The following is a 13,433-nucleotide window of genomic DNA, read 5'->3' as shown; positions in this document are numbered from 1 at the left end:
GAAAAGTACATAAACGTATATTGGGCGACACGGCGGGCATTTTCCCGTTACGCGGATAAGGCGCGTGTCGTTGGCAGCATGGCGGCGTGACACAAGTGACCGATCGCGGCCTGATGGTGCCGACGGCCCAGGGCCGCTCGTCCGTGCTGGCGACCTGCGTGCTGCGCGGGGTGATGGCGGCGGGGCTCGGCCTTGGCGCGCTCGCCGTGCTGGTGACGGTGGTGTGGATCAGCTCGCCGTACCCCGACAGCGGGCCCGGCGGCGCTCTGCGCGCGGCGGCCTCGCTGTGGCTGCTCGCCCACGGGGCACAACTGGTCAGACCGGACACGCTCAGCGGGGTGCCCGCGCCGGTGGGCGTCGTGCCGCTGCTGCTGGTCGGGCTGCCGGTGTGGCTGGCGCACCGGGCGGCGCGGGACGTGCCGGCGTACGGGGACGACCAGGAGTACGGGGGCGAGGGCGAGGGCGGGGACGGGGACGGGGACGAGGCCGAGGAGGACGACGACGAGTCGGTGGTGCTGCCGCCGCCCTGGACCGCCTTCGCGGCCGTGACCGGCGGATACCTCGCCGTGGGCGCGGCGGCGGTGCTGTACGCGTCCGACGGTCCGCTGCCCGCCGCGCCGTTCAGCGCCGCACTGCATCTGCTGCTGGTCGCGTCGGGGGCGGTGGCGGCCGGGCTCTGGACCGCGTACGGCCGCCCCCGCGCCGCGCTGCCGCACTGGGTGCCCGGCGCGGTGGGCCGGGTGCTGGTGGGTCGTCATGTTCATACGGCTGTACGAGCCGGGTCGGCCGGAACCGCTGTGCTGCTGGCGGGCGGGGGGCTGCTCGCGGGGACGGCGCTGATGTGGCACCTCGGTACGGCCCAGGACACGTTCCTGCGACTGGCGGAGGACTGGCCGGGGCGGCTCGCGGTGGTGCTGCTGGCACTGGCGCTGGTGCCGAACGCGGCGGTGTGGGCGGCGGCGTACGGGCTGGGGCCGGGGTTCCTGCTCGGGGCGGGCGCGGTGGCGACGCCGCTCGGCGTGACGGGGACGCCGGCGGTGCCGCACTTCCCGCTGCTGAGCGCCCTGCCCGAGGAGCCGCGCGGCAACTGGGCGACCTGGTCGGTGGCGGTGCTGCCGGTGGCGGCCGGGGTGGCCGTCGGCTGGTGGACGGCGCGGCGGGCGAGGGACGGGGAGGAGGCGTGGCGGCCCGGGGAGACGGCGCTGGCGGCGCTGTACGGGGCGGTGGTGTGCGGGGCGGCGCTCGCGTTCCTGTCCGCGCTCTCGGGCGGCCCGCTCGGCACGGCGCGGCTGGCGGCGCTGGGGCCGGTGTGGTGGCGCACGGGGGCGGCGGCACTCGGGTGGACGGCGGGGGTGGGGGTGCCGGCGGCGCTGGTGCTGCGGTGGTGGTGGGGACGGGTGCCGGCGGAGCCGGAGGTGCCGGAGACGGCGCCGGGGGTGACGCCGGGGGTGCCGTCCGCCGTTCCGGATGGGCTGCCCGTGCGGGCGGCGGTGTCGGAGGGGCGGTCGCCCGTGGGGCGGGGGCGGTCGTGGTTGCGGGTCGTCCGGTGGCGGCGGCCTGCGGGCGGGGTGCGGTGGTGGGCGCGGCTCGTGTGGTGGCGGCGGCCTGCGGGCGGGGTGCGGTGGTGGGCGCGGCTCGTGTGGTGGCGGCGTCCGGGGGGCGGGGGAGAGGTGGTGGAGCGGGGCGCGTACGAGCCGTACGACTTCCTGCCGACGGGGGCGGGGGCGTGGCACGAGAGCGGGGCGCGGGAGGCGCGGTGGGCCGCGTTGCGGGAGGCGTCCGGGGGGTTGATGCCGGAGATCGCGCCGGGGGCGGGGGGTGCGGGGGAGCGGGATGCGGGGGAGGACGCGGGGGCGGGGCCGCAGTAGCCATCCCGGCCCACCCGCCCGCCCGTTCGGCCGGGTTGGAGGGCCCGGGCCTCTGGAGGTGGCTTGCCGGGGGTCGGCGCCTGCGGGCCGGTGGTGGGCCTGTCCCACCCGCCCGCCCGTTCGGCGGGGTTGGTGCGCCCGGGTCCCTCGTGGTGGCCTTGCCGTCGTCGGCGTCTGCCGGCCGGTGGTCGTCTTGTCCCACCCGCCCGCCCGTGCAGTGGGGTTGGGATGGCCCGGGCTTCTTGTGGTGGGTTGCCCTCGGTCGGCGGCCGCCGTCCGGTGGTCGCGGTGCCCGCCTGCGGCGGGCTGTGTCCCACCCGCCCGCCCGTTCGGCGGGGTTGGAGGGCCCGGGCCTCTTGAGGTGGCTTGCTGCGGGTCGGCGTCTGCGGGTCGGTGGTCGCCTTCTCCCACCCGCCCGCCCGTTCAGCGGGGTTGGTGCGCCGGGTCCCTCGTGGTGGCCTTGCCGTCGTCGGCGTCTGCCGGCCGGTGGTCGTCTTGTCCCACCCGCCCGTCCGTGCAACCGGATTGGGATGGCCCGGGCCTCTCGTGGTGGGTTGCCCCCTGGTTGGCGGCTGCCGCCCGGTGGTCGCGGTGCCCGCCTGCGGCGGGCTGTGCCCCACCCGCCCGCCCGTTCAGCGGGCCTCTCGGGGTCGGCCTGCCGTCGTCGGCGTCTGGCGGCCGGGGTCGCCCTATCCGGCCCGCCCGCCCCTCCACCGGAGCCGGGCCAGGGAGCAAAGCCCGGCCCAGCCCCTCACGCACCCACCCCTACTCCTCCACCCCGAACATCGGCCGCAGCGGCTTCGGCAGCATGTCGTTGCACGACAGGGAGCCCGTCTTCGTCAGGGCGTCGTCCACGCACGTGTAGTAGTCGCGGTACACGATCTGCATCGTGAACGTCGCCGCCACGATCGACAGGGACAGGATCGCCGTCACCAGACCCGTCACCGCCGCCGTCGTCTGCGGCTTCGCGGGAGGCGCGGGCGGGGCCGGGGCCGAGGCGGGAGCCTCGGGGGGCTTCGGTTTGGCGCGCAGCGAGCTGATCGCCCAGTACAGCGCCAGTGAGCCCAGCAGCAGCGCGATCTCCGGCATGTCGAACAGGGCGAAGAAGAACGCCCACATGCCCGACAGCAGCGCGTAGCGCGCACGGCGCTGGGCCGGATCCGTGGGGTCCCAGCGCAGGGCGGGGCCCGGCGGCGGGTTCTGGCCGGGGTTGGGACCCGAGCCGCGCTCCGGGTCCTCCGGGCGGTTGCCGAAACCGCCCTGGCCCCGGCCGGGCTGGCGGCTGCTCCACTGGCTGCCCCAGGGCGAGCCGCCGTCCGCCGGGCGGCGCGGCCGCCACGGCTGGTCGGGGCGGCCCTCCGGCGGCGGTGCGAACGGGTTGTCGTCGGACGGCTTCCGGTCCCGGCCGCCGTCCTCCGACGCCCCCGGCCCCGAGCCGGCACCCGCGTTCGTACCGGTACCAGCGTCTGTGCCCGTGCCCGTGCCCGTGCCCGTACCTGTGCCCGCACCAGCGTCCGCACCCGCCCCCGGGCCCGGGTCGGCCCCGGTCCCCGTACCGGCCCCCGGACCCGCCCCCTCCCTCCCGGATCCCCCGGCTCCCTCGCCCCGCGGTGTGGGATCCGTCGGTCCCGACGTATCCGTCGTCGCGGGGGACTGGCGTTCTGCGAACGGCTGGTCGCGTCGGTCCGGCATCTGGTGAACGTCTTCCCCTCGGACCCCTCGCCAAGGGGGTCGCATTCGTCGGGCATTCAGGTGGAGTCGTCTCGCGCGTCCCGCCGGGCCGCCCGCACGGGCGGGGACCGGCCGGACACGCGACGCGACTCCGGCCCGTGCCCTTGTCCGTGCTCTTGTCGGTGCTCTTGTCGTCATCGTGGCGCCGTCCGCGGACCGCGCCTCCCCAGACGCTACCTGCCGGGCCTGCCCCCGTCCCGTGGGGGCGGTTCGGTGTGCCGGTATCGTTGCTGACGGTCGGCGCATTCGTAGGGTTCCCCGTATCGAGGGGGACGACTCGTTCGTACGACCGTACAAAGGTGCGTCGCGGGCGGAGTCCGACCGGGCGCCCGGCCCCGCCCGGCGGGGCGGACCGCACGCACCGGCACAGAACCGTTCCCGCCCCCCCCGCCGACCACGCCTCACCCCGCACCCCGTACGCGAGAAAGGGCCCAGCCGTGGCCTCCCCGCCCCCCTCCGCCGCGCCCGCGCGCCTCGTCGTGCTGGTCTCCGGATCCGGTACGAACCTCCAAGCGCTGCTCGACGCCATCGCCGCCGACCCCGACGGGTACGGGGCGCGGATCGTGGCCGTCGGGGCCGACCGGGGCGGCATCGTCGGGCTGGAGCGGGCCGAGAAGGCCGGTCTGCCCACTTTTGTCTGCCGGGTGAAGGACTACCCGACCCGGGAGGGCTGGGACCTGGCGCTCGCCGAGGCCATCGCGGCGTACGAGCCGGACCTCGTCGTCTCCGCGGGGTTCATGAAGATCGTGGGGAAGCACTTCCTCGCCCGGTTCGGCGGGCGGACCGTCAACACGCACCCCGCCCTGCTGCCCAGTTTTCCCGGCGCCCACGGCGTCCGTGACGCCCTCGCGTACGGCGCCAAGGTCACCGGATGCACCGTCCACTTCGTCGACGACGGCGTCGACACCGGCCCGATCATCGCCCAGGGTGTGGTCGAGGTCCGGGGGGACGACACGGAGGACGCGCTCCACGAGCGCATCAAGGAAGTCGAGCGAAGGCTGCTCGTCGACGTCGTGGGGCGGCTGGCCCGCGACGGCTATCGCATTGAGGGACGAAAGGTTCTGTTGCCGTGAGTAGCAAGCGGGAGATCCGTCGCGCGCTGGTCAGCGTCTATGACAAGAGTGGGCTGGAGGAGCTGGCGCGGGGTCTGCACGCGGCCGGGGTCGAGCTCGTCTCCACCGGCTCGACGGCCGGGCGCATCGCGGCCGCCGGAGTGCCGGTCACCAAGGTGGAGGAGCTGACCGGCTTCCCCGAGTGCCTGGACGGCCGGGTCAAGACGCTGCACCCGCGCGTCCACGCCGGCATCCTCGCCGATCTGCGCCTGGACGCGCACCGCGAGCAGCTGGCGGAGCTCGGCGTCGAGCCGTTCCAGCTCGTCGTGGTCAACCTGTATCCGTTCAAGGAGACCGTCGCCTCGGGCGCCTCCGCCGACGAGTGCGTCGAGCAGATCGACATCGGCGGGCCCTCGATGGTCCGGGCCGCCGCCAAGAACCACCCGTCGGTGGCCGTCGTCACCAGCCCCGAGCGGTACGCGGACGTGCTCGCGGCCGTCCAGAGCGGCGGCTTCGACCTGGAGGCCCGCAAGCACCTGGCCGCCGAAGCGTTTCAGCACACCGCCGCGTACGACGTGGCCGTGGCCTCCTGGATGACCAACGTGTACGCCCCCGAGGAGGGCGCGGTACTGCCCGGCTTCCTCGGCGGCACCTGGGAGCGCAAGTCCACCCTGCGCTACGGCGAGAACCCGCACCAGGCCGCCGCGCTCTACACGGACGGCCGGCCGGGCGGCATCGCCAACGCCGAGCAGCTGCACGGCAAGGAGATGTCCTTCAACAACTACGTGGACACCGAGGCGGCCCGGCGCGCGGCCTATGACCACGACGAGCCCTGCGTCGCGATCATCAAGCACGCCAACCCGTGCGGCATCGCGGTCGACGCCGACCTCGCCGCCGCCCACCGCAAGGCCCACGAGTGCGACCCGCTGTCCGCCTTCGGCGGTGTCATCGCGGTCAACCGCCCGGTGACGGTCGCCATGGCCGAGCAGGTCGCGGAGATCTTCACCGAGGTCATCGCGGCACCGGGGTACGAGGACGGGGCGCTGGAGGTCCTGGCGCGCAAGAAGAACATCCGCGTCCTCAAGGTCGACGGCACCCCCCACCAGCCCGGCGACCTCAAGCCGGTCTCGGGCGGCGCCGTGCTCCAGCAGACGGACGTCTTCCAGGCCGAGGGCGACGACCCGGCGAACTGGACGCTGGCCACCGGCGAGGCGCTCTCCGCGGACGAGCTCAAGGAACTCGCGTTCGCCTGGAAGGCCTGTCGGGCCGTCAAGTCCAACGCGATCCTGCTCGCCAAGGACGGCGCCTCGGTCGGTGTCGGCATGGGCCAGGTCAACCGGGTCGACTCCGCCAAGCTCGCGGTGGAGCGGGCGGGCGAGGAGCGGGCGCGGGGGGCGTACGCCGCCTCCGACGCGTTCTTCCCGTTCCCGGACGGGCTGGAGATCCTCACGGCCGCGGGCGTGAAGGCGGTCGTGCAGCCGGGTGGATCGGTGCGGGACGAACTCGTCGTGGAGGCCGCGAAGAAGGCGGGCGTCACGATGTACTTCACCGGGACGCGGCACTTCTTCCACTGAGCGGCGCCGGCCCTTCGCGGCCTCGCCCGGTCGGCCTCGCCCCGGGTGGCCCGGGGGCGCACACGCCGAGGGCCGCACCCCGCGTGCGGAGTGCGGCCCTCGGAGCGCGTGCGTCAGTAGCGCGGGCGGTTGAACCAGGCCGCGCCGTCGCGGGTCATCATGGCCGCCGCCATGATGCCGCCGAAGGCCAGCCACAGCAGGGCGATGACCACCGCGCTGGAGCTGCCGGCGTCGGCCGCGGTGGCCAGGATGAGGATGCCGACCAGGGCGCCCAGGATGCCGTAGACCATGGTCGTGATGCGCACGCCCTGGCCACCGCGCGAGAGCCGTGCGCCGAGCGTGATCGACAGGGCGGCCAGGCCGAGGGCGACCAGGGCGATGAGGACCATGATGCCGGCGGCGGCGTGGCCGAAGTCCGAGGCGAAGTTGTCGCCGAAGGTGTCGTCCGTCTTGTCCGACGCGTCGTCCGCGACCGCCGCGAAGAACAGCCACGCCAGGCCGCTCAGCACCTGAACCGCGCCCACGATGAACAGGAACACCCGGGCGGTCTGCATGAGGCCCGGCATCTGCGGGGGCATCATCATGCCGCCGGGGTACCCCGGGTACGCGGGCTGCTGCGGGTAGCCGTAGGGCTGCTGCTGCTGCGGCGGGCCCTGGGGGGCCGCCGGGTAGCCGTAGCCCGGCGGGCTCTGCGGCGGCGGCGGGGGTGCCTGGCCGTAAGGGTTGTTCGGGTCGCCGAAGCTCATGGCGGACTTCCTCCGTTGTTCCGTGCGGGGACGACGCGGCCCGAGCGGAGGAAAGATGATGTGTGAGCGGTTCGCCCCCCGGCACTGCCCGCGGTACTGCACGCATCATCGTTCTCAACGGGACATAAGTTTGTCCAGCCGGAAGCTGGATGTGTTGTGCAAGTGCAACTTGGGCGATCATCACTCGCCCTGGAAGAATGGGAAACATGACCGCCCAGATTCTCGATGGCAAGGCCACCGCCGCAGCGATCAAGTCCGATCTGGCCGTCCGCGTGGCGGCCCTGAAGGAGAAGGGGATCCACCCCGGTCTCGGCACCGTCCTGGTCGGCGAGGACCCCGCCAGCCAGAAGTACGTGGCGGGCAAGCACCGCGACTGCGCCCAGGTGGGCATCGCCTCCATCCAGCGCGAACTGCCCGCCACCGCCACGCAGGAGGAGATCGAGGCGGTCGTCAGGGAGCTGAACGAGGACCCGGAGTGCACGGGCTACATCGTCCAACTCCCGCTGCCCAAGGGCATCGACGAGAACCGCATCCTGACGCTGATGGACCCGGCCAAGGACGCGGACGGGCTGCACCCGACCAACCTCGGCCGCCTGGTGCTCAACGAGCCCGGCCCGCTGCCCTGCACGCCGTACGGGATCATCCAGCTGCTGCGCGAGCACGGGGTGGAGATCAACGGCGCCGAGGTCGTGGTGGTCGGCCGCGGGGTCACCATCGGGCGCCCGATGCCGCTGCTGCTGACCCGCCGCTCGGAGAACGCGACGGTGACGCAGTGCCACACCGGCACCCGTGACCTCGCCGCCCATCTGCGCCGCGCCGACATCATCGTGGCCGCCGCCGGGGTGCCGCACCTGGTCAGGCCCGAGGACGTCAAGCCGGGCGCGGCCGTCCTCGACGTCGGCGTCAGCCGCGACGAGAACGGCAGGATCCTCGGGGACGTGCACCCCGGGGTCACCGAGGTGGCGGGCTGGGTCTCGCCCAACCCGGGCGGCGTCGGCCCGATGACCCGCGCCCAGCTGCTGGTCAACGTCGTCGAGGCGGCGGAGCGCGGCGCGTCCGCGAGCTGACCGGAAAGGGACCGAGGCATGGACGCCGACACGAGTACGGCAGACGGCGGCTCCGGCGGGGACGACCCCGCCGAGCCGTCGGTGAGCGGCGCCCGGCCGTCCTCCGACGGGGCCGTGGCGGCCGCTCCCGCCCCCCGCCGGGCCTCCCGGCGGTTCCCCTCGGTCACGCGGTACACCGCGCGGCCCGAGGGCGGCGGACGGGCGGCCTCCGGGACCGCGCCGGCGCCCGCGCGCCAGTGGCCGCTGCTGAGCGTGCTGGGGTCGACCGGGTTCGGGCTGCTGCTCGTCTCGCTCGACCTCTTCCGGGCCGGGCTGATCATCATCGGCCTTGCCCTGCTGGCGGGCGGGGTGCTGCGCTGGCTGCTGCCCTCGGTGGGGATGCTGGCGGTGCGTTCGCGCTTCACCGACATCACCACGTACGGGGCGCTGGGCGTCCTGATCGTGCTGCTCGCCCTGGTGGCGCAGCCCAGGCCCTGGCTGGACATCCCGTTCCTGGAGGACGCGGTCCGCTTCACGGTGCGCTGAGCCTGCCCGCTTCGGTGTGCTGACCCGCCCGGAACGTCCCGTAAGTACACGGAACATCCCGTGAACGGACGGGACACCCGGTCAACAGAACGGCGCCCGTCCTCTCCCCCGTGGGAAGACGGGCGCCGTCTGTCCCCCGTGGACGTAAGAGTCATGGACGCGCCAAGGCGGCTACAAGGGAAGCCGGAGGCCTGTGGCGCGGAGGTGACCGTTCCGCAACTGTGTGTGCGTCGCGCAACAGCCGCCCCCGGGCGGCGGGGGCCTTGATGACGGCACCCTCCGCCGATGGGAGGATGGGGGCGGAACAGGGGCCAAGGGTGTGCCGGGGGCGGCATCGGCCTCGGGGGCACATCGGGCACAAATGGGGGGACAAGGGGGAAGCACATGCCTCGCTGGAAGGCGCTGCCGGAGGAACTCGACCCGCAGGTACGGGAGTTCGCCAGCCAGCTGCGCAGACTGGTCGACCGCAGCGGACTGAGCCTGGCGGCGGTCGCCGACCGCACCGGCTACAGCAAGACCTCGTGGGAGCGCTATCTGGGCGGACGGCTGCTGGCACCCAAGGCCGCGGTCGTCGCGCTCGCCGAGGCCACCGGCACCAATGCCATCCATCTGACCACCATGTGGGAGCTCGCGGAGCGCGCCTGGAGCCGCGCCGAGATGCGCCACGACATGACGATGGAACAGATCCGGATATCCCAGGCCCGCGCGGCGCTCGGCGAGTTCGGCCCGCCCCCCGGTGGCGGCGGCCCGCAGAGCCCGGCCCCCCGGCGCACCGCCGAGCCGTTGCCCACCGCACCCCGCCCCTCCGGCCTCGGCGCCCCCGGGGCCGAGCCGGACGCGGCCTGGGGCGTGCCGCCCCGGGGTCCCGAGCGCGCCCCGGGCGGCGGGGACGGGCCCGGCCCGGGCCGGCGCCGGCCCGCCCTGATCGCGGCCGGTGTCCTGGGCGTCCTGCTCGTCATCGCCGCGGTCCTCCTGCTCACCGGAGTGGGGAGCGGCGGCGACGACAAGGCATCCCCGGCGGCTTCGGCCACCCCCACCACCGCGGCGCCCTCGCTGCCCGCGGGAGTGAAGTGCGTCCGCGACAGCTGCACCGGACAGGACCCGGAAACGATGGGGTGCGGCGGCGCGTTCGCGAAGACGGTGGCGTCCGCGAAGATCGGCACCGCCCTGGTCCAGGTCCGCTACAGCCCGACCTGCCAGGCCGCCTGGGCCCGTATCCAGCAGGCCGCGCCCGGCGACGAGGTGCGGATCAGCTCGGGCGCCACGGCGGGCGGGACCGGCACGGTCGACGCCGACAAGGACGCGTACACCCGGATGCTCGCGGTCGACGGGCCCGGCTCGGCCCAGGCCTGCGCGACCCTCGCCTCGGGCCGCAAGGGCTGCACCACCGCGCGGTGAACCCGCCCCGGTGGCCCGGACGGGCCACCGGGTGAGGCGTCCCACAGGGGGGCGGGGGTTCGGGAGGGCCGGGGTCGGATAGCCTGACCGCTGGATGTCTCTTCACGTCAAGATTCAGTTCGGGACACCCGCGGGACGAGCCGCTCCCCGAGCCGGGCCTTGACGTGAGGAGACAGCCGGAACTAGGGGGCACAACCCCCACCACCTGCTGTTCTAAACGGAGATCGCCATGACCCGCACTCCCGTGAATGTCACCGTCACCGGCGCGGCCGGACAGATCGGCTACGCGCTGCTCTTCCGTATCGCCTCCGGTCACCTGCTCGGCGCGGACGTGCCGGTCAACCTCCGTCTGCTGGAGATCCCGCAGGGCCTGAAGGCCGCCGAGGGCACCGCCATGGAGCTCGACGACTGCGCCTTCCCGCTGCTGCGCGACATCGAGATCACCGACGACCCGAACGTCGCGTTCGACGGCGCCAACGTGGCGCTGCTCGTCGGCGCCCGCCCGCGCACCAAGGGCATGGAGCGCGGTGACCTGCTCTCCGCCAACGGCGGCATCTTCAAGCCGCAGGGCAAGGCCATCAACGACAACGCCGCGGACGACATCAAGGTCCTCGTCGTCGGCAACCCGGCCAACACCAACGCCCTGATCGCCCAGGCGGCGGCTCCGGACGTCCCGGCCGAGCGCTTCACCGCGATGACCCGGCTGGACCACAACCGCGCCATCTCGCAGCTCGCGAAGAAGACCGGCGCGGCCGTCTCGGACATCAAGCGCCTGACCATCTGGGGCAACCACTCGGCCACCCAGTACCCGGACGTCTTCCACGCCGAGATCGCCGGCAAGAACGCCGCCGAGCTGGTGAACGACGAGGCGTGGCTGGCCGACACCTTCATCCCGACCGTCGCCAAGCGCGGCGCCGCGATCATCGAGGCCCGTGGCGCCTCCTCGGCCGCCTCCGCCGCCAACGCCGCCATCGACCACGTGTACACGTGGGTCAACGGCACCGCCGAGGGCGACTGGACCTCCATGGGCATCCCCTCGGACGGCTCCTACGGCGTCCCCGAGGGCCTCATCTCGTCCTTCCCGGTCACCGTGAAGAACGGTACGTACGAGATCGTCCAGGGCCTGGAGATCAACGACTTCTCGCGCGCCCGCATCGACGCCTCGGTGCAGGAGCTCAAGGAAGAGCGTGACGCGGTGCGCGAGCTCGGCCTCATCTGAGCCCCGCCCGGCGGCTGTATCCGATGGCCCGGCCTCATCCAGCGCCACCTGAGCCCCGGCTCACCCACCACCCCCGTCGGCCCCACCGGGCCGTCGGGGGTGGTCTTTTTGGCGTACGACACGGACGGCGCCCCTCCTCTACGCTGTGACCTCCGTCACAGGCAACTCGCCTGTGGGTGTGGGGAGTTCGCTCATCGGGGGGACCGTTGACGCAGACCGACCCGGCGCGCCGGCCGGGCCGTCGGGGGCCGGGGGGTCCGTCCGGCGCGAGGGCGCCCGGCACCAGCGAGGCCACCCGGCTGCTGTGCGCGGGCGCGTATCTGGACGGCACCTTCCGTGACGCCGTCATCGACGAGCTGTACGTCCACGAGGAGCGCATCGCCGCGCCCTCGCTCGGCATCGACGCGGCGCGCGTGCTGGCGCACGCCCTGCGCGCCCGGCGCCTGGAGCTCGGCTGGTCCGCCGGGATCGTGCTGCTGTGGATCGTGGCGGTACCGCTCACGCAGTGGCTGATCCTCATCTACCTTCCGGCGTTCGCGCTGTTCACGCTGGCCGGCTGGGTCCGGGGGCCGCTGGAGCGGCCGCCCCTGGCCCGCCGGTTCGTCGCCTGGTACGTGCGCTGGGGCGGCTGGGGGTTCTACGGGTGGGCGCTGGTGTTCCTGCTGGAGCCCGCGCTGCGGGGCGGGGAGGCCGAGCTGCCCGCCCACCTCGCGCGCACCTCCGGCGACGCGCGCATCCAGGCCTGGTGCGCGCTGGTGCTGCCGCTGCTGCTGGCCTGGGCGGTCGCCATGCAGCGCGGCCAGTTCGCCAAGTCGCTCACCGAGGAGCTGTCCCGGTCCCGCTTCCCGACGCTCACCGCCGACCCGGCCGAGGCCGCCGAGGGCGTCCGCTTCCAGCGCCTGTCCCGCCGCATCCGCGCCGAGCAGCACGCGCCGCTGATCCTCTACCGCGTCGCCAACCCCTTCTGCGGCGCGGGCCGGCCGTACGAGCCGTGGTCGCTCTCCGTGGAACTGCGCCCGCGCGAGGGCCGCGAGCCCGAGCCGCTCGACAACAGCGCCATCCTGCGCCGGATCGTGCCGCTCCTGGAAGCGCTGCGCGTCCCCTCCCCGCACGGCTCGCCGGAGCTCGCCGACGCGGTCCGCGACCGGCTGCGGGAGCTGGAGCTCGACGAGATCGTGTTCCTGCCGGTCGTCGGGCTGCCGGCGCGCGCCGACGCCCCGTACACGCCGGGCGCCTTCGAGGAGCACCGCGCGCACGCGATCGAGGAGGGCGGCGAGACCCGGCGGCACTTCCTGCGGATCCGGGTCGGCGGCTGGGGCGAGGAGATCGTCACCACCGTCTTCGTCCGGGTCCACACCCAGGGCGGGATGCTGATGCTGGAGGTCGCCCCGCACGTGCTGCGCCCGGTCCGGCAGCTGTACCAGGACGCCGACCGGGCCGCCCACCGCTACCGGCACAACAACCGCTTCGGCAAGGCCGCCTGGGCGATGGGGCACACCCCGGCCGCCGCCGGGCGCGCGGTGCTCACGCTGTGGCGCGGCGCCGTCTCGCTGTGGCGGCTGGCCACCGGCGGGCACGGCCGGGCGCTGCCGGAGGGGCCGGTGCGGGCGGTGCGCGAACTGGGCTCCGACGACGACGCCTCGCTCTTCCAGGAGATGGACGTCAGCCGCTATCTGAAGTCCATCCAGGACCGGGTGGCGAACGGGGTGCGGCTCGCGCTCCAGGAGGCGGGCTGGGAGACGGACGAGTTCGTCCAGAAGATCGTCAACGTCGCCGAGGGGGCGACGTTCATCGAGACCGCCAAGGGTGCCATCGCGATCGGCAACCGCAACACGGTGGTCAGCCGAACGGGCAGAGGCAGAACGGGAGACGGCCGTGGCGACGGATGACGGGCAGGGAAAGACGCGGGGCGGGATCAGCATCGGCAGTGTGGTGGGCGCGATGGCCATCGGCGACCACAACACCGTCACCCACCAGCAGGGCGGCACGCCGGTGGACCCGGCGCAGGTGGAACTCCTGGAAGCGATACGGGAGTTGCGCGCGGACCTCGCGCGCGTGGTCGCGGGTGAACGCGTCCGGGCGCTCGACGGCGCGGCGGCCGACGCGGAGGCCGAGATCGCCGCGGCGGGCGCGGCGGGCCCGGGGCGCCTGGCCCGGCTGCGCGCGGCGCTCGCCGACGCGGAGGGCCTCACCGGCGTCCTCGCCTCGGCCGCCGCCGTCGGCCGGACGCTCGCCTCGCTCCTGGGCGGCTGA

11 protein-coding genes are annotated in these 13,433 nt (G+C 74.3%); 9 read left to right on the top strand and 2 right to left on the bottom strand.

Features of this window, described 5'->3' with window-relative positions:
- The first annotated feature begins 86 nt into the window (after positions 1 to 86).
- On the top strand, positions 87 to 1,868 hold the full coding sequence (locus ABZ404_RS15260) for a DUF6350 family protein (protein ID WP_358990459.1): 1,782 nt from the start codon (positions 87 to 89) through the stop codon (positions 1,866 to 1,868).
- Positions 1,869 to 2,633: 765 nt separating this feature from the next.
- Here ABZ404_RS15260 and ABZ404_RS15255 read toward each other — a convergent pair.
- Positions 2,634 to 3,560, bottom strand: a complete 927-nt coding sequence (locus ABZ404_RS15255) for a hypothetical protein (protein ID WP_358833041.1) — start codon at positions 3,558 to 3,560, stop codon at positions 2,634 to 2,636.
- A gap of 476 nt (positions 3,561 to 4,036) precedes the next feature.
- On the opposite strand from ABZ404_RS15255, the gene purN reads away from it, so the two are divergent.
- Positions 4,037 to 4,672: a phosphoribosylglycinamide formyltransferase gene (purN, locus tag ABZ404_RS15250; RefSeq protein WP_358833042.1), complete on the top strand. Its 636-nt coding sequence runs from the start codon at positions 4,037 to 4,039 to the stop codon at positions 4,670 to 4,672.
- Positions 4,669 to 6,225, top strand: a complete 1,557-nt coding sequence (gene purH / locus ABZ404_RS15245; protein ID WP_358833043.1) for a bifunctional phosphoribosylaminoimidazolecarboxamide formyltransferase/IMP cyclohydrolase — start codon at positions 4,669 to 4,671, stop codon at positions 6,223 to 6,225. The genes purN and purH overlap by 4 nt, the downstream gene beginning before the upstream one ends.
- Positions 6,226 to 6,338: 113 nt before the next feature.
- On the opposite strand, the gene ABZ404_RS15240 is transcribed toward purH, so the two are convergent.
- Complete coding sequence (locus ABZ404_RS15240) at positions 6,339 to 6,971, bottom strand: hypothetical protein (RefSeq protein WP_358833044.1); 633 nt, start codon at positions 6,969 to 6,971, stop codon at positions 6,339 to 6,341.
- 206 nt (positions 6,972 to 7,177) lie between these two features.
- Here ABZ404_RS15240 and ABZ404_RS15235 point away from each other — a divergent pair, with 206 nt between their 5' ends.
- From ABZ404_RS15235 to ABZ404_RS15210, 6 genes are all read left to right on the top strand, one after another.
- On the top strand, positions 7,178 to 8,038 hold the full coding sequence (locus ABZ404_RS15235; RefSeq protein ID WP_358833045.1) for a bifunctional methylenetetrahydrofolate dehydrogenase/methenyltetrahydrofolate cyclohydrolase: 861 nt from the start codon (positions 7,178 to 7,180) through the stop codon (positions 8,036 to 8,038).
- An 18-nt stretch (positions 8,039 to 8,056) separates the two neighbouring features.
- On the top strand, positions 8,057 to 8,563 hold the full coding sequence (locus tag ABZ404_RS15230) for a DUF3017 domain-containing protein (RefSeq protein ID WP_358833046.1): 507 nt from the start codon (positions 8,057 to 8,059) through the stop codon (positions 8,561 to 8,563).
- Positions 8,564 to 8,947: 384 nt separating this feature from the next.
- Positions 8,948 to 9,961: a DUF2690 domain-containing protein gene (locus tag ABZ404_RS15225; protein WP_358990456.1), complete on the top strand. Its 1,014-nt coding sequence runs from the start codon at positions 8,948 to 8,950 to the stop codon at positions 9,959 to 9,961.
- A 229-nt stretch (positions 9,962 to 10,190) separates the two neighbouring features.
- Positions 10,191 to 11,180 carry a malate dehydrogenase gene (locus ABZ404_RS15220; RefSeq protein WP_358836120.1) on the top strand — a complete coding sequence of 330 codons (990 nt, stop codon included), beginning with the start codon at positions 10,191 to 10,193 and terminating at the stop codon, positions 11,178 to 11,180.
- A gap of 320 nt (positions 11,181 to 11,500) precedes the next feature.
- Positions 11,501 to 13,069 (top strand): hypothetical protein, encoded by a 1,569-nt coding sequence (locus ABZ404_RS15215; RefSeq protein ID WP_358836125.1) that lies wholly within the window; start codon positions 11,501 to 11,503, stop codon positions 13,067 to 13,069.
- Positions 13,056 to 13,433 (top strand): hypothetical protein, encoded by a 378-nt coding sequence (locus ABZ404_RS15210; protein ID WP_358836119.1) that lies wholly within the window; start codon positions 13,056 to 13,058, stop codon positions 13,431 to 13,433. Before ABZ404_RS15215 ends, ABZ404_RS15210 begins: the two co-directional genes overlap by 14 nt.

The sequence above is a fragment of the Streptomyces sp. NPDC005878 genome (assembly GCF_040629815.1).
Classification (GTDB): Bacteria; Actinomycetota; Actinomycetes; order Streptomycetales; family Streptomycetaceae; genus Streptomyces.
This window is presented reverse-complemented; position numbering and strand designations above follow the sequence as displayed.